Source organism: Pantoea sp. C8B4 (genome assembly GCF_051336905.1).
Classification (GTDB): domain Bacteria; phylum Pseudomonadota; class Gammaproteobacteria; order Enterobacterales; family Enterobacteriaceae; genus Pantoea; species Pantoea rwandensis_B.
Genome location: NZ_JBGMNK010000003.1, coordinates 362862 through 383574 on the forward strand (window position 1 = coordinate 362862; position 20713 = coordinate 383574).

Annotated in this window: 14 protein-coding genes and 1 riboswitch; of the genes, 7 read left to right on the top strand and 7 right to left on the bottom strand. The window is 54.6% G+C overall.

The features are described 5' to 3' along the window. Positions 1-142: 142 nt before the first annotated feature. Both aqpZ and lysC read right to left on the bottom strand, forming a co-directional pair. Entirely contained in the window at positions 143-835 is a 693-nt protein-coding gene (gene aqpZ / locus ACCW76_RS06300; protein ID WP_436338040.1) for an aquaporin Z, read from the bottom strand. 265 nt (positions 836-1100) lie between these two features. Then, entirely contained in the window at positions 1101-2456 is a 1356-nt protein-coding gene (gene lysC / locus ACCW76_RS06305; protein WP_045815758.1) for a lysine-sensitive aspartokinase 3, read from the bottom strand. 109 nt (positions 2457-2565) lie between these two features. Continuing rightward, positions 2566-2760, bottom strand: a riboswitch (Lysine riboswitch). Between the two features lie 394 nt (positions 2761-3154). Here lysC and pgi point away from each other — a divergent pair. The 5 genes from pgi (at position 3155) to ACCW76_RS06330 (ending at position 9123) form a co-directional block, all read left to right on the top strand. Beyond that, positions 3155-4801: a glucose-6-phosphate isomerase gene (gene pgi / locus ACCW76_RS06310; RefSeq protein ID WP_038649725.1), complete on the top strand. Its 1647-nt coding sequence runs from the start codon at positions 3155-3157 to the stop codon at positions 4799-4801. Positions 4802-5324: 523 nt separating this feature from the next. Further along, entirely contained in the window at positions 5325-5573 is a 249-nt protein-coding gene (yjbE, locus tag ACCW76_RS06315) for an exopolysaccharide production protein YjbE (RefSeq protein WP_034827112.1), read from the top strand. A 78-nt stretch (positions 5574-5651) separates the two neighbouring features. Beyond that, the gene (locus ACCW76_RS06320) at positions 5652-6299 is read left to right on the top strand and encodes a YjbF family lipoprotein (protein WP_436338041.1); all 648 of its coding nucleotides are present in this window, start codon (positions 5652-5654) and stop codon (positions 6297-6299) included. Next, positions 6296-7033 carry a capsule biosynthesis GfcC family protein gene (locus ACCW76_RS06325; RefSeq protein ID WP_436338042.1) on the top strand — a complete coding sequence of 246 codons (738 nt, stop codon included), beginning with the start codon at positions 6296-6298 and terminating at the stop codon, positions 7031-7033. Before ACCW76_RS06320 ends, ACCW76_RS06325 begins: the two co-directional genes overlap by 4 nt. Continuing rightward, positions 7033-9123: a YjbH domain-containing protein gene (locus ACCW76_RS06330; RefSeq protein WP_436338043.1), complete on the top strand. Its 2091-nt coding sequence runs from the start codon at positions 7033-7035 to the stop codon at positions 9121-9123. The genes ACCW76_RS06325 and ACCW76_RS06330 overlap by 1 nt, the downstream gene beginning before the upstream one ends. A gap of 119 nt (positions 9124-9242) precedes the next feature. Here ACCW76_RS06330 and metH read toward each other — a convergent pair whose 3' ends face one another. Next, positions 9243-12926 (bottom strand): methionine synthase, encoded by a 3684-nt coding sequence (metH, locus tag ACCW76_RS06335; protein WP_436338044.1) that lies wholly within the window; start codon positions 12924-12926, stop codon positions 9243-9245. Positions 12927-13124: 198 nt separating this feature from the next. Between metH and iclR the strand changes: the two genes are divergently transcribed. Continuing rightward, positions 13125-13955 (top strand): glyoxylate bypass operon transcriptional repressor IclR, encoded by an 831-nt coding sequence (iclR, locus tag ACCW76_RS06340; protein ID WP_038643723.1) that lies wholly within the window; start codon positions 13125-13127, stop codon positions 13953-13955. On the opposite strand, the gene aceK is transcribed toward iclR, so the two are convergent. The 4 genes from aceK to metA form a co-directional block, all read right to left on the bottom strand. Continuing rightward, complete coding sequence (gene aceK / locus ACCW76_RS06345; protein ID WP_436338045.1) at positions 13952-15685, bottom strand: bifunctional isocitrate dehydrogenase kinase/phosphatase; 1734 nt, start codon at positions 15683-15685, stop codon at positions 13952-13954. The genes iclR and aceK overlap by 4 nt on opposite strands. 134 nt (positions 15686-15819) lie before the next feature. Continuing rightward, positions 15820-17121 (bottom strand): isocitrate lyase, encoded by a 1302-nt coding sequence (gene aceA / locus ACCW76_RS06350; protein ID WP_045832423.1) that lies wholly within the window; start codon positions 17119-17121, stop codon positions 15820-15822. A 16-nt stretch (positions 17122-17137) separates the two neighbouring features. Continuing rightward, positions 17138-18736, bottom strand: coding sequence for a malate synthase A (aceB, locus tag ACCW76_RS06355; protein ID WP_436338046.1), 1599 nt, complete (start codon positions 18734-18736; stop codon positions 17138-17140). 272 nt (positions 18737-19008) lie between these two features. Further along, positions 19009-19938, bottom strand: a complete 930-nt coding sequence (gene metA, locus ACCW76_RS06360; protein WP_034827128.1) for a homoserine O-acetyltransferase MetA — start codon at positions 19936-19938, stop codon at positions 19009-19011. A gap of 427 nt (positions 19939-20365) precedes the next feature. Here metA and ACCW76_RS06365 point away from each other — a divergent pair, with 427 nt between their 5' ends. Further along, positions 20366-20503, top strand: a complete 138-nt coding sequence (locus tag ACCW76_RS06365; RefSeq protein WP_436338047.1) for a hypothetical protein — start codon at positions 20366-20368, stop codon at positions 20501-20503. Positions 20504-20713 lie beyond the last annotated feature (210 nt).

Sequence of the window (20713 nt, forward strand, 5' to 3'; positions counted from 1 at the left end):
GCCACAGATGAAGTGCCGCGCGGGGAACGACCACAGCGACGGACGCGGGATCATAACATTTCATTATCGTGACGTAAGGCGGGAAGTCGCTGGCAGGATAAAATGCGGATCGTCTGCGGTCGATCCGCGGTTTGTAGAGAAATTACTCTGCTTTTTCCAGTAAAACGCGGTAGATCACACCACCGATTGCCGCACCAATAATCGGCATCAGCCAGAACATCCAGAGTTGTTGCAATGCCCAGCCGCCCTGGAAGATCGCCACGCCGGTACTGCGTGCTGGATTGACTGAGGTATTGGTCACCGGGATGCTCACCAGATGGATCAACGTCAGCGCCAGACCAATGGCAATCGGTGCGAAACCGGCTGGTGCGCGTTTATCGGTGGCGCCCATGATCACCACCAGGAAGATCGCCGTCATCACCGTTTCACAGATCATCCCGGCATGCAGGCTAAATCCGCCCGGAGAATGCTCGCCATAGCCATTCGAGGCGAACCCGCTGGCGGCGGCATCAAATCCGGGTTTACCGCTGGCAATCAGGTACAACACGCCACCTGCTGCTACGGCGCCGACTAACTGCACGATGATGTAAGGGATGACCTGAGCGGCCGGGAAACGCCCTCCCACCGTCAATCCTATGGTAACAGCCGGATTAAAGTGCCCACCAGAAATGTGCCCTACGGCGAACGCCATCACCAGTACGGTTAAGCCAAACGCCAGTGCCACGCCCGCAAAACCGATCCCCACTTGTGGGAACGTGGCGGCTAATACCGCACTGCCACAACCGCCTAAAACCAGAACAAACGTACCTACCCCTTCAGCAACCAATCTTTGCATAGCCATTCCCTCAAAAATTTAATGTTTTCTGGTTGGGACTATCGTTTAGAGCGATTAAAACGCAACCGCTGATTAGCAGCGTAGTGGGATATGGAGACAATTCCAGTAGGAAAAATGAAGCAAATTGCTATGAATCATGGGGTTATCAAGCAATCACTGGCGCGAAAAGCGGGATGCCGTTTGGCTTAATCTATTGTTTAACGAAATTTATAAAATAAAAAAGCCGGACCAGGTCCGGCTTGATGGATTGCGCTAAAAATTTGCTTTAAGAACCAAAAAGATTCTTATGCAGCGCGCGCACCACTTCTTCTGCGTCTGGCGTTGGTACCAGGAAGCACAGGTTATAGCTGCTGGCTCCATAACAGATCATGCGCAGGTTAAACGGCTCAAGGGCACCAAACACCTCTTTGCCGACGCCGCAGGCTTTCGACAGGTTATTGCCGATAATGGCCACCAGCGCCAGGTTCTCTTCCACTTCCACGCGGCACAGTGAAGAGAGCTCAGTCAGCAGGGCTTGCGTCAACAAGCTTTCACCGGTGGTCGAAGAACCGGTGGTATCCAGCGTCAGCGCTACGCTCACTTCTGAAGTGGTGACCAGATCGACGGAGATGTTATGGCGGGCCAGAATCGCAAACACTTCGGCCAGGAAGCCGTGCGCGTGCAGCATGTTCAGGCTATGCAGCGTCATTAGCGTCTGTTTACGACGCAACGCCAGCGCACGGAACAGCGGTGGATTCTGGGTTTCATTGCACACGCGCGTGCCACCCGCCGCCGGATCTTTACTTGAACCCACGAACACCGGAATGTCACTGCGCACCGCAGGCAGTAAGGTCGCCGGATGCAACACTTTCGCGCCGAAAATCGCCATTTCAGCCGCTTCCTCGAAGGTGATCTCTTCGATGCGTTTCGCGGTGGGCACTACGCGTGGATCGGTGGTGTAGATACCGGCCACGTCGGTCCAGATATCCACACGCGACGCCTGCAGAGCTTCCCCCAACAGTGCTGCGGTATAGTCGCTGCCGCCACGTCCCAGCGTGGTGGTGCGCCCTTTGCCTTCGCTACCAATAAAGCCCTGAGTAATGACCAGCGCTTCTGCAACACGTGGAGCCAGTTGCGCGGTAGACAGCTCCTTGAGCGTGGCAACATCAGGCTCAGCACGACCGAAACGGTCGCTGGTGCGCATCACTTTACGCACGTCAAACCATTCGGCATTGACCTGACGCTCTCGCAGGACCTCCACAAACAGCAGGGTCGACATCAGCTCACCGTGGCTCACCAGCTCATCGGTCAGCGCATGTGATGTCGCCAGCGCAGTGGCTTCCGCCAGCATCAGGATATTTTCCAGCATGCGATCAATCTCCTGGCGAATCACTTCAGGGGATTGCAGGCGATCAATGATGGCGTATTGAATATTGCGAATTTCGTCCAGCAGGTGCGCGCGCTGCTCCAGTTCCCGGCCTTCAGCCAGAGAAACCAGCAGATTAGTCACGCCAGCAGACGCAGAGAGCACCACTAAACGGGTGTTGGCATCGGAGAGTACAACATCCGCGCTGCGGTTCATGGCATCAAAATCGGCAACGCTGGTGCCGCCAAATTTCGCCACGATCAGATTTTGAGACATGTAACGAACCTCGTGTCAGATTAGCTTTCTCCCGTTGTTAAACGGAAGCGGTGATTTCAGCCTTGGCACAAGAGAAGAGCAGAATTGGACAGACAAGATCAGGAGATGAGTCACCAAAAGCACTTCACCTTGCGAAACGTCCGACTGCGGACGCTTCTGGTGACAACCCAGAGGATTCAGCCCCTGCAGCCGACAGGACAACACTCCGCGTGTTGTTCCATCTCGGCGTCGCACCCCATGATGTGTTGTCGTTGGATACGGATCCTCAAACACACTGCCTGGGCGACGCGCCTCTTCTGGCTTGCACCCAAAGGTGCAAGTCGCGGGCACAAAATACTGATTAATTCTTCCGCTGTCCAGCCTTGCAACACGTTGAAAATTCTTTTTTAGAATTACGCCAGCGCATCGCAGAACAAACGCTGGCGCTCGCACCCGCCTAAAGTAGTCAACGGCGCGCAAAAACGCGGCTTTTTGCTGATGCGGCACAGGGAATTTTTTTGCCAGAACATCGACAATCGCCGCCGGATTAACCTGAAACCTTGCGGCCACGGTCACAAATTTTTTCCCTTCGTTTGCAACTGTGGTCATACTGAAACCCGTTCGCGGTAGCGTATCAGCCACAAGAAATGCTTAGCACGCTGGGCCAGCAGGACGCGCCCGGCTGGAATGACGGTTCTTATTTCAACAAGAGTGTTGCCATGAAAAATATCAATCCGAAACAAACCGCAGCCTGGAAAGCGCTGCAGCAGCATTTTGACCAGATGAAATCGGTGCAGATCGCCGACCTGTTTAAAGATGATGCCGATCGTTTTGCGAAATTCTCTGCCACTTTCGACGATCAGATGCTGGTGGATTTCTCAAAAAACCGCATCACCCAGGAAACCCTCGATAAGTTACAGGCGCTGGCAAAAGAGACCGATCTGGCGGGCGCCATCAAATCCATGTTCTCTGGTGAGAAGATCAACCGCACCGAAGAGCGTGCCGTGCTGCACGTTGCTTTGCGTAATCGCAGCAACACGCCAATCATTGTTGATGGCAAAGATGTGATGCCAGAAGTGAACGCGGTGCTGGCGAAGATGAAAGGCTTCTCTGAGCGCATCATCAGCGGCGAGTGGAAAGGTTATACCGGCAAAGCGATCACCGACGTGGTGAACATCGGTATCGGCGGTTCGGATCTCGGTCCATTCATGGTGACTGAGGCGCTGCGCCCGTATAAAAATCACCTGAACATGCACTTTGTTTCAAACGTGGATGGCACGCATATTGCCGAAACGCTGAAAGATCTCAGCCCGGAAACCACCCTGTTCCTCGTGGCGTCTAAAACCTTCACCACGCAGGAGACCATGACCAACGCCCACAGCGCGCGCGACTGGTTCCTGAAAACCGCGGGCGATCAGCAGCATGTCGCCAAACACTTTGCTGCGCTGTCGACCAACGGTAAAGCGGTGGGCGAGTTCGGTATCGATACCGACAACATGTTTGAGTTCTGGGACTGGGTCGGCGGTCGTTATTCACTGTGGTCAGCGATTGGCTTGTCGATCATCCTGTCAGTGGGCTTCGAGAACTTCGAACAGCTGCTGAGCGGCGCGCATGCGATGGACAACCACTTTGCCAACACACCAGCCGAGCAGAACCTGCCAGTGCTGCTGGCACTGATTGGTATCTGGTACAACAACTTCTTTGGTGCCGAAACCGAAGCCATCCTGCCTTACGACCAGTACATGCACCGCTTCGCGGCGTACTTCCAGCAGGGCAACATGGAGTCCAACGGTAAGTACGTGGATCGCGAAGGCAACCCGGTGGACTACCAGACCGGCCCAATTATTTGGGGCGAGCCAGGCACCAACGGCCAGCATGCGTTTTATCAGCTGATTCATCAGGGCACCAAACTGATCCCTTGCGACTTTATCGCCCCGGCGCAGACCCACAACGCACTGACCGATCACCATCCGAAACTGCTGTCGAACTTCTTCGCGCAGACCGAAGCACTGGCGTTTGGTAAATCTCGTGATGTGGTCGAGAAAGAGTTTACCGATGCCGGTAAATCCGTTGAGTCTGTTGCTCACATCGTGCCGTTCAAGGTGTTCGAAGGTAACCGCCCAACCAACTCCATCCTGCTGCGTGAAATCACCCCGTTCAGCCTGGGTGCACTGATTGCGCTGTACGAACACAAGATCTTCACTCAGGGCGCGATTCTTAACATCTTCACCTTTGACCAATGGGGTGTTGAATTGGGCAAACAGCTGGCAAACCGTATTCTGCCAGAGCTGGAAAATGCAGCGCAGATTAACAGCCATGACAGTTCCACTAATGGCTTAATTAACCGCTACAAATCCTGGCGTTAATTTTCCTGTCGATACGAATAAGGCGGCTTAATTGCCGCCTTATTTTTGTCAAACATGCGGTTATCCCCCTAAATTTGATACTGAGTGGCCCCATCGCGGTTAGATAATTCTTAAAATGGTCTAAGGAAAATCGGAAGTTGCCGTTCAACAACGACAGTTCATTGATCAAAAAATGGATCTAAATAAGCCTCTGATAATATGTATCTGATTGATTAAACAGTTATTAAAATTAAACCCCGATCAGGAAATTCTGATTATTCCTATTCCGTACCATTTTTTAATGCAAAAGTGAAAAATCCTGCCGCATCAATCTCAGCCACGCAAATATTCCACCCTCGTAAAAATCTTCATTAAAAAAAAGCAGCTATCGCCATTTCGCCGTATTTATCACCAGAATAACCCCTGATTTCCCCCCTCTTTTACTGGCAATGAACTCTGGTAATTTGTTGCCCTATACTGAACGCGCCCGAAATTAGGGTACATCCTTCATTCATTTGTTTCTAAAAATGCAGGAAACGTTGTTATGAAAAAACTGATGGTTGCCGGTGCAGCCTTACTTTACGTCGCCGTTTCTTCCGCTGCGATTGCCGCACCGGAAGAAGCTGGGGCTGCAGCAGGTGCGCAGGCGGGAGCAATCTCGACCGGTGCCACTACTGCTGTAGGTATCGGCGCACTGGGCGCGTTAGTCGGTCTCGGCATCGCTGCTGCTGGCGGTGGCGACGGCGCAAATACCGGCACAACAACGACCACCACAACGAGCACCACGCGTTGATGTAGCACCTTTAAACATAACCACACAACTGTGTGGTTATTTTTTGCCTGGTTTTATTTTTTGACAGGGATATACACAGTGCACCGACTCTCCTTGCTGCTTTTCTGCCTGCTGCTGCAGGCCTGCACACAAACGCAAAAAGGCCTGGAACAAACCGTGATGCTGGCCGTGAACGGTCCGGATGATGTCACCGTCACCGATGAGCAGGTCGCCAGCCTCCCTTACGCCAGCCTGTATGCGCGAATCAATGAAGGGCCTCGCATTTTTGTGGTGCTCGGTTACGACGAAAACGGCCAACAGAAATGGATCACTCAGGATAAGGCGATGCTGGTGATGCAGCATGGCAGGCTCGTCAAAACGCTGGGTCTGGCCAGCAACCTTGATGAGGTCAGCAATCTGGCGCAGGATCCGCTCGCCGATGCGCAGCATCTGCAAAACAATGCCAGCTGGACCCGCGTGGTGCAGTGGCGCGAGAAAGAGAAAGTGCGCGCTGCCACCGCCATTTCCACCTTTCAGCACGGCAATGACACCGTGCTGAACATCGCTGGTGAGCGCGTGCCCTGCCGCGTCTGGATCGAGACCGTGCGAATGGATGATGTCGGCGCAGAATGGCAAAACACCTTCTGGATCGATAACCGTGATGGCAGCGTTTTGCAGGCAAATCAAATGCTCGCCGCAGATGCCTTCCCTGTTGAAACCACTATTCTGAAGCCGGCGAAATCATGAAAATAATCTCCCCTCTGTTAACGGCCATCGCGCTGCTGACGGCCGGTTATGCGCTGGCAGATAGTCAGGTCACGGTGCACGACCTGCACAGCCAAAACAGCCTGCAGATCGATCATGCACAGAATCTGGCGCAGCTGGTCACCAACCCGTCACTGCACACCTGGTGGCCCGGTACGGTGATTGCTGAACGTGGCGCAACGGCGGTAGCACAGCAACAACAGAAACAGCTGCTGGCTGATTTACGCACCTGGCAGGCCGACAGCGGCGATACGCTGGCAGCGACCATTGGCGCGGTGGTCCACCAGCTCAGCGCGATACAGGTCACCGGACGCCAGTTCACTGCGCTCGATCCGGATTGGGTGCGCCTGCGTCCAGAAGCCAATCGCACACTACAGGGCAGCTACGACCTCTACACGCTGTCGCAACCTAATCAGGTGCTGATTCTCGGCGCGCTGGAACATCCCGGCAAAGCAAGCTGGCAACCCGGTCGTACCGTGCGTGATTACCTTGATACGCACGATCGCCTGTCAGGAGCCGAGCGCAGTTTCGCCACGGTGATCTCGCCTTCCGGTCAGATGCAGCAGGTGCCAGTCGCCTACTGGAATCAACGTCACGTGGAAGTGGCACCCGGCAGCATCATCTGGCTGGGCTTTTCCTCGTGGAGCCTGCCCTGGGGCAAAGCTGATTTGAATGCGCGCATGCTTTCTGTTCTGACACACCGGATTCCAGACTGATGAAAAAACAATTACTTCTCAGCCTGTTGGCTGCTTCTGTCTCTGCGGCATGCCAGGTGCACGCGGAAACCTGGCCGGAACCCATCGGGCCATCACAATCGGATTTCGGCGGCGTGGGTTTGATGCAGACCCCCACGGCACGTATGGCGAAAGAGGGCGAATTCAGCCTGAACTTCCGCGATAACGATCAATATCGCTACTACTCTGCTTCGCTGCAGCTGTTCCCATGGCTGGAAACCACCGTGCGTTACACTGACGTGCGCACGCGTCGTTATAGCGCAGTTGAAGGCTTCAGTGGCGATCAAAGTTATAAAGACAAAGCCTTCGATGTGAAACTGCGTCTGTGGCAGGAGAGCTACTGGCTGCCTGAAGTGGCCGTCGGATCGCGTGATTTGGGCGGTACCGGCCTGTTTGACAGTGAATATCTGGTGGCAACCAAAGCCTGGGGACCGTTTGATTTCACCATGGGCATCGGCTGGGGCTATCTCGGTAACAGCGGCAGCATCAAAAACCCGTTCTGCTCCTACAGCGACAGCTTCTGTAGCCGCACCGGCGGTGGCTCAGCGGGTTCTATCAATGGTTCCCAGATGTTCCACGGCCCGGCAGCCTTGTTTGGCGGCGTGGAGTATCAAACCCCCTGGCAGCCGCTACGCCTGAAGCTGGAATATGAAGGCAATGACTATCAGGATGACTTTGCCGGACGTCTGGAACAGCGCAGCAAGGTCAACGTTGGAGCGATTTATCGCCTGACCGACTGGGCCGATATCAACGCCAGCTATGAGCGTGGCAACACCTTTATGTTTGGCGTGACCGTGCGCACTAACTTCAACGATCTGCGCCAGTCGCACATTGATAGTGCCAAACCGGCTTACCATCCGCAGCCGCAGGGCGATCTGTTGCAACCGACGGTGGTAGCCAACCAGCTGACCGATCTGAAGTACAACGCCGGATTAAGCGGTCCGCGCATCCAGACCAAAGGCAGTACGCTGTATGTCTCTGGCGAACAGACGAAATATCGCGATACGCGCGAAGGCGTCGATCGTGCCAATCGCATCATCATGAACAACCTACCGGCTGGCATTGATACCATAGATGTCACCGAGTCGCGTCTCAATATGCCGCAGGTGACCACCCGCACCGACGTTGCCAGCCTGCATAACGAACTCAGCGGTTACCCGCTGGGTCATGAGCAGCCGCTGCAGCAGACGCGTGAGAATCCAGTCGATCCAGGCGAGACTGAACAAGGCTTCTTTATCCGCAAAGATCGCCTTCACTACAATCTGGCACCGGTGCTCAATCAGTCGGTTGGTGGGCCTGAAAGCTTCTACATGTACCAACTGGGCGTGATGGGCAGCGTTGATTACGCACTGACCGATCACCTGCTGGTTAGCGGCAGCCTGTTTGGTAACCTCGCCAATAACTACGACAAATTTAACTACAATGGCGCGCCGGCTGACTCCACCCTGCCGCGCGTGCGAACCCATATTCGCGACTACGTCGAGAACAATGTTTACGTTAATGACCTGCAAGCCAACTACATGGGGTATTTCGGCAATGGCTTCTATGGCCAGGTGTACGGCGGTTATCTCGAAACCATGTACGGCGGCGTGGGTGGTGAAGTGTTGTATCGTCCGATAGACAGCAACTGGGCTTTTGGTGTTGATGCCAACTACGTCAAACAACGTGACTGGGACAACATGATGCAGTTCACCGACTACAAAGCCCCAACCGGACACTTCACCGCGTACTGGCGCCCATGGTTCATGCAGGACGTGCTGGTGAAAGCCAGCGTCGGTGAATATCTGGCGAAAGATAAAGGTGTGACGGTTGATGTGTCGAAGCGCTTCGACAGCGGTGTGATGGTCGGCTTCTACGCCACCAAAACCAACGTGTCCGCCGAGGCCTATGGCGAAGGCGACTTCACCAAAGGCTTCTATATCTCGATTCCAATGGATCTGTTTACCGTGACGCCAACTCGTGGCCGTGCGCAGGTGAATTGGGTGCCGCTAACGCGTGATGGCGGACAGATGCTGGGGCGTAAATATCAGCTGTATGACATGACCTCAGATCGTGATGCGCGGTTTAATTAACGACAAGTGTGGAAGGTTGAAACGGCGTTGACCTCCAGGTACTTTTCTGGAGGTCTCGGGGCCTTGCCTGGTTGGGCCCCGACTGCATGCTCTGCGTGTCCTTTTACGCCATCAGCGCATCAATCCGCGTCATAACCCAGATTCGGTGCCAGCCAGCGCTCAACCTCGCTGACACTCATCCCTTTACGCGCCGCATAATCTTCCACCTGATCGCGTTGTATCTGCGCCACAGCGAAATATTTGCTGTCCGGATGGCTGAAATACCAGCCGGATACTGCCGCGCCCGGCCACATAGCAAAGGACTCCGTGAGCTTCATGCCAGTGTGCGTCTCCACATCCAGCAACTGCCAGATTTGCGCTTTCTCCGTGTGTTCCGGACAGGCCGGATAGCCCGGAGCAGGACGAATGCCCTGATAATTTTCGCGAATCAACTCTTCGTTGCTCAGGTTCTCATGGGCGGCAAAGCCCCAAATCACCTTACGTACCCGCTCATGCAGATATTCGGCAAAAGCTTCTGCCAGCCGGTCTGCCAGCGCCTTAACCATGATCTTGTTGTAATCATCATGCTGCTGCTCATACGCTTCGGCCAGCCCATCCTCTTCCAGCCCACCGGTCACCGCAAAAGCGCCGAGATAATCGGCTTTACCGCTGGATTTCGGTGCGACAAAGTCAGCTAAGCAGTAGTTGGCGAAGTCAGTCTTCTCGGTCTGCTGACGTAAGTGATGGCTCACACCTATCACCTGATCGCGGTTTTCATCACGGTAGACTTCGATATCGTCTCCGACGCGGTTTGCCGGGAAAATCCCTACTACGCCACGCGGATTGAGGGTGCCGGTTTCACTGAGCCTGTCCAACATAGCGTTGGCATCGGCAAACAAGCGTTTAGCCTCTTCACCCACCACTTCATCTTCGAGAATGCGCGGGTATTTCCCCGCCAGCGACCAGGTCATAAAGAACGGCGTCCAGTCGATGTAGTTACGCAGCGTGTCGATACTGGCTTCAACCGCGCTGACCCCAAGGCGATGCGCGACCGGCGGCGTGTAGCTTTCCCAGTCGATGGCATAATCGTTGTCGCGTGCGGTTTGCAGGCTGACCGGCGGCGTACGTGGCTTTTTACGTGCGTGCTGAATGCGCACCGTGTCGTACTCTTTGCGCGTGCGTGCCACAAACTCCTCTTTGAGGCTTTCGGAGAGCAGTGAAGAGACAACACCCACGGTACGTGAGGCGTTTTGCACATACACCGTTGGACCACTGTAATTCTGCTCGATCTTCACCGCCGTATGCGCTTTCGACGTGGTCGCACCGCCAATCAGTAACGGAATGGTGAAGCCCTGTCGTTCCATCTCTTTCGCCACGTTGACCATTTCATCCAGTGATGGCGTAATCAGCCCAGAAAGCCCAATGATATCGGCATTTTCAGCCATGGCGGTTTTCAGGATTTTGTCACTTGGCACCATCACGCCAAGATCGATAATTTCGTAGTTATTACACTGCAAAACCACGCCGACGATGTTTTTGCCGATGTCATGCACATCGCCCTTCACCGTCGCCAGCACGATTTTACCGTTGCTGCGCCCGGCTTCTTTGCTGGCTTCAATATAAGGTTCGAGATAGGCCACCGCTTGCTTCATCACGCGCGCCGATTTCACCACCTGCGGCAGGAACATTTTGCCCTCGCCGAACAAATCGCCGACCACGTTCATGCCGGACATCAGCGGCCCTTCAATCACCTCAATGGGCCGTGCGGCAGCCTGACGCGCCTCCTCGGTGTCCAGCTCGATAAATTCAGTGATGCCTTTTACCAGCGAGTATTCCAGACGCTTGACCACGTCCCAGCTACGCCATTCGGCCTGCTGCTTCTCCTGCTCACCGTCGCTCTTGCTACCGCGATATTTCTCCGCCAGCTCCAGTAAACGCTCAGTGCCATCGTCGCGGCGGTTCAGCACTACATCTTCTACCGCTTCGCGCAGTTCTGCGGGCAAATCATCATAAATCGCCAGCTGCCCGGCGTTGACGATGCCCATATCCATCCCGTTGCGGATCGCGTAATAGAGGAACACCGCATGAATCGCCTCACGCACCGGATCGTTACCGCGGAACGAGAACGACACGTTAGAGACGCCGCCGGAGATCATCGCATGCGGCAGCTCGCGTTTGATGTCTTCACAGGCACCAATAAAGTCCATCGCATAGTTATTATGCTCTTCAATACCGGTGGCGACTGCGAAGATATTTGGGTCGAAAATGATGTCTTCTGGCGGGAAACCTACCTCTTCCGTCAGGATCTTGTAGGCGCGACGACAGATTTCGATTTTGCGTGCGCGGGTATCCGCCTGGCCGACTTCGTCAAACGCCATCACCACCATGGCGGCACCGTAGCGTCGCACTTTACGCGCGTGTTCGATAAACGGCTCAACGCCCTCTTTCATCGAAATGGAGTTAACGATGCCTTTGCCCTGAATGCACTGCAGCCCTTTCTCGATCACCTCCCACTTGGAGGAGTCGATCATAATCGGTACGCGTGCGATATCGGGTTCACCGGCAATCAGGTTGAGGAAGCGCACCATCGCAGCTTCCGCATCCAGCATGCCTTCGTCCATGTTGATATCGATAATTTGCGCGCCGCTTTCCACCTGCTGACGGGCCACATCCAGCGCTTCGTTATATTTCTCTTCTTTAATCAGTCGCTTGAATTTAGCCGAGCCGGTGACGTTGGTGCGTTCGCCGACGTTCACAAACAGCGAATCGGCGTGAATATTCAGGGGTTCCAGACCGGACAGACGGCAGGCAACAGGGATCTCAGGCAGCTGACGGGGTGCAACGCCCTCAACCGCCGCCGCCATCGCCGCGATATGCTCCGGCGTGGTACCGCAGCAGCCGCCGATGATATTTAGAAAGCCAGCTCGCGCCCATTCGCCGATCTGTTCAGCCATGGTTGCCGCATCTAAATCATATTCACCAAACGCATTCGGCAATCCGGCGTTAGGGTGGGCAGTGACATAGCCTTCCGCAATACGGGATAGCTCCTGCACATACTGACGCAACTCGTCCGGGCCCAGCGCACAGTTGAGGCCGAACGACAGCGGCTCGGCGTGGCGCAGTGAGTTGTAGAAACCTTCAGTGGTCTGCCCGGAGAGCGTGCGACCCGACGCATCAGTGATGGTGCCGGAGATCATCACCGGCAGCTTCACACCCATCGCTTCCATCTCGACCTGCACAGCGTAAATCGCCGCCTTGGCATTCAGGGTATCGAACACTGTCTCAATCATGATCAGGTCGGAGCCACCTGCAATCAGGGCATGCGTTGATTCGCGGTAGGCTTCCACCAGCTGATTGAAGGTGACGTTTCGGAAGGCAGGATCGTTCACATCGGGCGAAATGGAGCAGGTGCGGTTGGTGGGGCCGAGCACGCCCGCAACATAACGCGGTCGGTCCGGTGTATTTACCGTCCATGCATCTGCACTGGCACGCGCCAGTTTTGCCGCTTCAAAGTTAATCTCTGCTGACAAAGCTTCCATCGCGTAATCTGCCATCGCAATGGTGGTGGAGTTGAAGGTGTTGGTTTCCAGAATATCTGCGCCTGCGGCGAGATAAGCATCATGAATTTCGCGAATAACGTCCGGTTTGGTGAGCACTAACAGATCGTTATTGCCTTTTAAATCAGAGGGCCAGTCGGCAAAACGGCTGCCCCGGAAATCTGCTTCACTCAGTTTATAACTCTGGATCATGGTGCCCATGCCACCATCCAAAATCATAATGCGCTGTGCCAGCTGCTGATGCAGCATTTCGGTTTTGTTGCTCACTCTCGCCCCGTCCACGTCATTGCATTGGCTAATATGCCAGCCAGACATACTGGCATAACTTTCCGGTGAGCAAAAGTCACGACAGATGAGACATTTTCAGCCTGAAAGCATCACAGATCCGACCAGTAAAGCAGCGTTTGCATTCATACGCCCAAAAACGAAAATGGTTTCCAGCATTGATGCGATTGTGGAGACGTTATGGCAACCCCAGTACCGGCGAAACGTGGAAAAAAACCGCGTGCCGCAACAGCCACCAGCGCCCCGGCAGGCGGGCAAGTTCAATCCCTGACGCGCGGTTTGCGTTTACTCGAACTGATCGCCGAATCTCACGGCAGCGTCGCGCTGACCGAGCTGGCTCAACAGGCCGGCTTACCGAACTCCACCACGCATCGCTTGCTGACCACCATGCAGCAGCAGGGATTTGTGCATCAGGTCGGTGATCTGGGCTTCTGGACGATTGGATCGCACGCGTTTGTGGTCGGCAGTAGCTTCCTGCAGAGCCGCAATCTGCTGGCGATTGTGCATCCCATCCTGCGTAAACTGATGGAAGATGCCGGAGAGACAGTAAATCTGGCGGTGCTGGATCTCAGCGACTATCAGGCCGTCATTATCGACCAGGTGCAGTGTACGCAGCTGATGCGGATGTCGGCACCGATTGGCGGTAAGCTGCCGATGCACGCGTCTGGCGCTGGCAAAGCATTTCTCGCCCATCTCAGCGATGAGCAGGTGACCGCGCTGTTGCATCAGAAAGGATTGCACCACTACACGCCGAAAACGTTGATGTCTCCGCACAGCCTCAAAGAGAATCTGGCGCTGATCCGTAAGATGGGCTTTTCACACGATGATGAAGAGCACGCGCTGGGCCTGCGCTGCGTAGCGGCCCCGATTTATGACGAGCACGGCGAGCCTTTTGCCGCCATCTCGATTTCCGGCCCAATAGCGCGCATGACCGACGACCGCGTGACCGAACTGGGCGCGCTGGTGATCCGCGCTGCCAGGCAGGTCACGCAAACCTATTCTGGCCGCTAAGCGGCCACTGATGCATAGCGCGCGCTGAAACGTTGTCCGGCGCGCCAGGCGATCACTTCTTCGATGTGCCCTTGACGAATGCGCGCTTGCAGCGCGCGCCACCAGCCCGGATCAAACAATTGCGGATGCAACGCCTGCAATAACTTTCCGGTGCCTGGCTCGCTGCACAGCGCATAGCGGAAGGTTTCCGGGAACACATCATCCGGCCCCACGCTGTACCACGGCTCGGCCTGCAGTTCATCCTCTTCGTAACGCGCTGGCGGCACATCGCGGAACTGCAATTCGGTCATGGGGCGAATTTCATCGTAGTCGTAAAACACCACGCGGCCGTGGCGCGTCATGCCGAAGTTTTTGAACAGCATGTCGCCGGGAAAAATGTTGGCTGCCGCCAGCTGGCGAATCGCGTCGCCATATTCACTCACCGCGTGCTGACGCTGTTCCGGCGTGGCCTGCGCCAGCCACAAATTGAGTGGCTCCATGCGGCGCTCCAGCCACAGATGTCGAATGATCAGCACGTCGTCACGCAGTTCCATCTTCTCCGGAATGTCGCGTTGAAATTCCTCCATCAGCTCTGCCGGGATACGTGCGCGCGGTATCGCGAAGTACTCAAATTCCTGGGTATCAGCCATGCGTCCCACGCGGTCGTGTTCTTTGACCATGCGATAGCATTCCCGCACCTGCGCATCGGTGACCTCTTTCTGCGGCGCGAAGCGATCTTTAATCACCTTAAATACGCGATCAAATCCTGGCAGCGTAAACACCAGCATCACCATGCCGCGGATGCCGGGCGCGATGGTGAAATCTTCGTCGCTATGTGCCAGATAATTCAGGTATTCGCGGTAGCATTCGGTTTTGCCGTGTTTCTGGCAACCGATGGCCATGTAGCGTTCGGCAAGGGTTTTTCCCGGCAGAATCGGTTGCAGCCAGGAAACCAACGCCGCAGGAACGGGTGCATATACCATAAAGTAGGCGCGGGCGAAGCCAAACACGATGCTGGCGTCGTCGCTGTCGGTTAAGCAGGTGTCGATCCACAAGCGTCCCGCCTCATCACGCTGAATAGGCAGTAAGCAAGGCACCATGCCATCACTCAGCTGTAATCGCGCCACAATCCATGCGGTTTTATTTCGGTAGAACAATTCACCGGCAACATCCAGCGTGGCAGCTGCCAGTTGAGTGGAGCTGAACTGCTCATGCAGATGGCGGACAATCCAGCCAATATCACGGGTGAGATCCTGCCAGGGTAAGCGCAAAGGAATATCATTGAGCACCTGACGCAGTACCTCATGCCAGTTGTGCTGCGGGCGATACAAGCGTGACAGCGGACGCTGGGCCAGCGGCGTCGGGGCATAAGGCTGCGACGGAAAGATAAACAGGCGTTCGGGATCCAGATGACTATGGCCTTGCAGACGGCAATAGACGGAATTAAAAAAGCTTTCGGCGATTTCATGGCGCGGATAGCCGGGGAGCAACGTCTCATAATGGCTTTTCACCCGCAGCCAGAACGCCTCATCCCAGTTCGACACGTCATTGAGGATGCGCAGTTGGTTGGCCACGAGTCCGACATGGTGATCATAAAGATGGATACGCGCTTTCATCGCCTGCTGCACGGCATGCCAGTCGGCCTGCTCGAAGCGCTGCTGGGCGCCTGCAGTGATATCCAAAAAGCGGCCATACTGCGCATCGAAACCTTGCAGAATGGTGTGGGCGATCAGAGATTCTCTTGGTGTCATCGGCAACGCTCCGGCAAAGGGCGCCCGTCCGTGGGCCAGGCGTGATGAAAGTCCGGGATGCGGTTTTTGGTCGTCATCAATGGCGACCCTACGAATGTATCGTGCGATTTTCGTAGGGTACGCATGCAGACTGATCAGAACTGCGCGGCCTCAGTTGAACCGGTCAGTGCAGTGACGGAAGACTGGCCGCCCTGAATCACGTTGGTGATACGGTCAAAATAGCCGGTGCCCACTTCCTGCTGATGTGAGGAGAAGGTGTAACCTTTTTCGCGCGCGGCAAATTCCGGCTGCTGCACTTTCTCAACGTAATGGCGCATACCTTCACCCTGCGCATACGCGTGCGCCAGATCGAACATGTTGAACCACATACTGTGGATACCCGCCAGCGTGATGAACTGGAAGCGGTAGCCCATGTCGCTCAATGCCTGCTGGAAACGGGCGATGGTGCGATCGTCGAGGTTCTTCTTCCAGTTAAACGATGGCGAACAGTTGTAGGCCAGCAATTTGCCCGGATATTGTGCGTGGATCGCATCGGCGAAACGCTGCGCCAGTTCGAGATCCGGCGTCGAGGTTTCGCACCAGAGTACATCTGCGTACGGCGCATACGACAAACCTCGGCTGATCGCCTGCTCAATACCGGCACGAGTGCGGAAGAACCCTTCCGCAGTGCGTTGCCCGGTGATAAACGGCGCATCGCGCTCGTCACAGTCGGAGGTAATCAAATCAGCAGCATCCGCATCGGTGCGCGCCAGCAATATGGTGGGCACCCCCATGACATCGGCTGCCAGTCGCGCGGCCACCAGTTTTTGAATCGCTTCCTGGGTTGGCACCAATACTTTGCCGCCCATATGGCCACACTTCTTCACCGAGGCCAGCTGATCTTCAAAGTGCACCGCGCCAGCGCCTGCTTGTATCATCGATTTCATCAGCTCGAAGGCGTTGAGCACGCCACCAAAGCCTGCTTCCGCATCCGCCACAATCGGCAGGAAGTAGTCGATAAAGCCCTCATCCTCTGGTGACACACCATTCGCCCACTGAATCTGGTCGGCGCGTTGGAAGCTCTGATTAATACGCTCGACCACATTGGGCACCGAGTTCGCCGGATAGAGCGATTGATCGGGATACATCTGCCCGGCCATATTCGCATCCGCTGCTACCTGCCAGCCGGAGAGATAAATCGCCTCGATTCCCGCTTTGGCCTGCTGTATCGCCTGCCCGCCGGTTAAGGCACCAAGGCTGTTGATATAGCCCTTGGTGGATTCACCGTTGAGCAGCGACCACAGTTTATTGGCCCCCCGCTCCGCCAGCGTACAGGCCGGATTCACCGAACCGCGCAGGTTGATAACATCTTCCGCGCTGTAGGGGCGGGTAATGCCCTGCCAGCGCGCGTCGTTCCAGCTCGATTCCAGTTGTTTGATCTGTTGGTTACGATTCATAGCGTTATCTCCAGGTTCATGGCAGCAGGCGGTAGCCCGGCAGAGTGAGAAAAGAAACCAGTTCGTTATCCGTGGTGATTTGCGCCATCAGTGCGGCGGCATCGGCGAAGCGCCCGCTACGGCTGCGCTCTTCACCCAGCGTTTGTTGCAGCGCTTGCATCTCCTCATCCAGCAAACGTTCAAACAGCTCGGTGGTCACCAGTTGGCCATCGCTGAGGATCTGTTTGTGGTGAATCCACTGCCAGATGGAGGTACGAGCAATTTCTGCCGTGGCGGCATCCTCCATCAATCCATCGATAGGCACGCAGCCGTTACCCCCGATCCACGCCTCAAGGTATTGCAGCGCCACACGAATGTTGGCGCGCATACCCGCTTCAGTGCGCAGCCCCCGGCATGGGCGCAACAAGCGTTCGGCGGTGATGGGCGCATCCTGATCGCGACTGACATGCAGCTGATTCGGTTGCTCACCCAGCTGGCGATCAAATTCTGCCATCGCGATATCAGCCAGGCCCGGGTGTGCGACCCAGGTGCCGTCATGACCGTTACCGGCTTCACGCGCTTTGTCTTCCTGTACTTTCTGCATCACCCACGCATTACGTTCAGCGTCTTTACTGGGGATTAGCGCGGACATGCCCCCCATTGCTAAGGCGCCGCGGCGGTGGCAGGTTTTGATCAGCAGCCGTGAATAGGCATCAAGGAAAGGCTGATCCATGCTGATTTGCTGACGATCCGGCAGAATGCGATCGCCGTGCTGTGCCAGGGTTTTGATGTAACTGAAGATGTAATCCCAGCGGCCGCAGTTCAGGCCGACCACGTGATCGCGCAGTTCCCACAGGATCTCGTCCATCTGGAATACTGCCGGCAGCGTTTCGATCAACACCGTGGCTTTGATGGTGCCGCGCGGCAGATCAAAACGATCTTCGCTAAAGCGGAAGATCTCACGCCACCACGCCACTTCAGACGCATGCTCGGTTTTTGGCAGATAGAACCAGGGCGCGTGCCCCTTCTCCAGCAGCGCATCAACGTTGTGGAACAGATAGAGCGCAAAATCAAACAGTCCGCCAGGAATGGCACGATCGCGCCACTCAACATGCTTTTCATTCAGATGCAGTCCACGTACACGGCACATCAGCAGAGCAGGATCGGATTTCAACTGGTAGATCTTGCCCGCTTCACTGGTGAAGCTCAGCGTGCCTTTAACCGCATCGCGCAGTGTCAGCTGGCCATCCATCAATTTCTGCCAGGTCGGTGCAAGTGAATCCTCAAAATCGGCCATAAAGACATTGACGTTAGCATTCAGCGCGTTGATCACCATTTTGCGATCCGGCGGACCGGTGATCTCAACGCGACGATCGCGCAGCAGATGGGGAATTGGACGTACCTGCCAGTCACGATTACGAATGGAAGCTGTTTCCGAATCAAAGTCCGGTAAGGCCCCCTGATCGTAACGTTGCTGGCGCTGCTGACGTGCCTTTAACAGGCGCTCACGTTCCGGTGCAAAACGTGCAACCAGTGTATGCAGGAAGTCGATGGCTTCCGGTGTGAGCAGCTGCTTTTCCGCTTGGGTAAAGGGCTGAGTGAAAGTCAGCGTATTGTGGATAACCGAATCTGTCATGCGGGCTGCTCCTGTTTTGATCCGTCCCCATTTACGGGGATCCGGGTGTAGGGTGATTTTTAACCGGCAAGATCAGAGCATAATGATTTTTATTTTGTTTTCAAAAACTATTTCCATTTTTGTTGATTAATTGATTTATCTTTCTGATTTAAATGTAATTTAAACTCTCGAATTAAAGGCAATGGATTCCACCACTTTGCGCAAGGCAAAAAAAAATGCCGCGACAGCACGAGGCTGTCACGGCACATTTAACGAGAAAAGCGAGCTTTGCTTTAGTCGAGCGTGGGGTTCATATGACGCAGATCGAACGGCGTGATCTGGTAAACGTAATAGTTTAGCCAGTTCGAGAACAACAGATTACCGTGGCTGCGCCAGGTGGCTCGCGGTGGCAGTTCAGGGTTGTCCTGCGGGAAGTAGTTAAACGGTACTTCCGGGTGCAGCCCGGCATCATAATCTCGATGATATTCACCGGACAGCGTCAGCGCATCGTATTCAGGATGGCCAGTAACAAATGCCAGGCGCTTGTCTTTGCTCGCCATCAGGTAAGCCCCGGTAGCGTCAGATTCGGCAAACAACTCGAGATCGGTATAGTCGCGAATTAACTGGCTCGGGAAATCAGCATAACGCGAATGAGGCGCGAGGAAATTGTCGTCAAATCCACGGGTTAACAAGGCATGTGGATGCAGGATTTGATGTTCATATACACCCGAAAGTTTGTTCTGCCGCGTCTGCTTAGGAATACCATAAAGAATGTTCAGGGCTGCTTGCACCGCCCAACAGACAAACAGCGTGGATGTAACGTGTTCTTTCGCCCAGTGCAGCACACGCTGAATCTGCGGCCAGTATGCCACGTCATTGAAATCCACCAATCCCAGCGGGGCACCCGTAACGATCAAACCATCGAAATTATCGTGCTCAATATCTTCGAAGTTGCAGTAGAAGTTATTGAGATGCTCGCTCGGCGTATTGCGTGACTCACGACTGTCGATGCGCAGTAGCTGTATGTCGATCTGCAGTGGCGAGTTGGAGAGTAAGCGTAAGAACTGATTTTCCGTTTCGATCTTTTTTGGCATCAGGTTGAGGATCAGTACTTTTAGCGGACGAATCTCCTGAACACTGGCGCGCGATGAGGCCATGACAAACACGTTCTCATTACGCAAAAAATTCACTGCCGGTAATTCGTCGGGGATTCTGATTGGCATAACTGACTGACCTCTTACTGATAACCGTATAAACGTTTAGACATCCAGATGCCCGAGGTTAGCCTGGCATCCACTGAATGTCGAGTCTTCATGCGGATTATGAAAATGTTTCAGTTTAAAGCGGGATTCATACCGGTAAATTGGTTATTTAAGTCGCGTTTTGACCGTGCTAACGCTTGGATTTATGCCTATTTTGCATATAGGCGTGATTCTGAGAATGGTTTTTTATTGCTGAAATGTAGATCTAATTCAACAGATAATGATCGCTGTTTGGAGTCAACACTACAGCGACTGGGTTCAGGAGTGGCAGTCGTTCAGTGGATACAAAATAGAACCAAATTACTGCTGATTTATCAGGATTAGCTTAGGGTTTTGAGGTTAACCTGTAACCAAAATCGCGCTGTGACGGCCTGGTGTCAAAGGTGAAGTGGCTGATTTACTGGATGAATATGTGATTGCGCTGGCCAGCGATGAGAAACTGGCGATCGGCCGGCCTCTTCTTGATATTAATCAGCCGGTTATCGTGGCTGATTTTATCGAAAACTGGCTGATAAAGGGCCGGTAAGCGGGGGGATTTTTGCGGGACTGGCTGAATTTCAGACGTAAAATCTCCTGGCTACAGATGTAAGAAAAACCTGGAATATCCCCTGGCTACAGACGTAAAAAAACCCTGAACTTTCGTTCAGGGTTTCTTCACTTGTTTGATGCCTGGCAGTTCCCTACTCTCGCATGGGGAGACCCCACACTACCATCGGCGCTACGGCGTTTCACTTCT

Bases quoted from the DNA above. Each gene is read 5' to 3' on its own strand.
- aqpZ (WP_436338040.1), bottom strand. From the start codon at position 835: ATGCAAAGATTGGTTGCTGAAGGGGTAGGTACGTTTGTTCTGGTTTTA.
- lysC (WP_045815758.1), bottom strand. From the start codon at position 2,456: ATGTCTCAAAATCTGATCGTGGCGAAATTTGGCGGCACCAGCGTTGCC.
- pgi (WP_038649725.1), top strand. From the start codon at position 3,155: ATGAAAAATATCAATCCGAAACAAACCGCAGCCTGGAAAGCGCTGCAG.
- yjbE (WP_034827112.1), top strand. From the start codon at position 5,325: ATGAAAAAACTGATGGTTGCCGGTGCAGCCTTACTTTACGTCGCCGTT.
- ACCW76_RS06325 (WP_436338042.1), top strand. From the start codon at position 6,296: ATGAAAATAATCTCCCCTCTGTTAACGGCCATCGCGCTGCTGACGGCC.
- ACCW76_RS06330 (WP_436338043.1), top strand. From the start codon at position 7,033: ATGAAAAAACAATTACTTCTCAGCCTGTTGGCTGCTTCTGTCTCTGCG.
- iclR (WP_038643723.1), top strand. From the start codon at position 13,125: ATGGCAACCCCAGTACCGGCGAAACGTGGAAAAAAACCGCGTGCCGCA.
- aceK (WP_436338045.1), bottom strand. From the start codon at position 15,685: ATGACACCAAGAGAATCTCTGATCGCCCACACCATTCTGCAAGGTTTC.
- aceA (WP_045832423.1), bottom strand. From the start codon at position 17,121: ATGAATCGTAACCAACAGATCAAACAACTGGAATCGAGCTGGAACGAC.
- aceB (WP_436338046.1), bottom strand. From the start codon at position 18,736: ATGACAGATTCGGTTATCCACAATACGCTGACTTTCACTCAGCCCTTT.
- metA (WP_034827128.1), bottom strand. From the start codon at position 19,938: ATGCCAATCAGAATCCCCGACGAATTACCGGCAGTGAATTTTTTGCGT.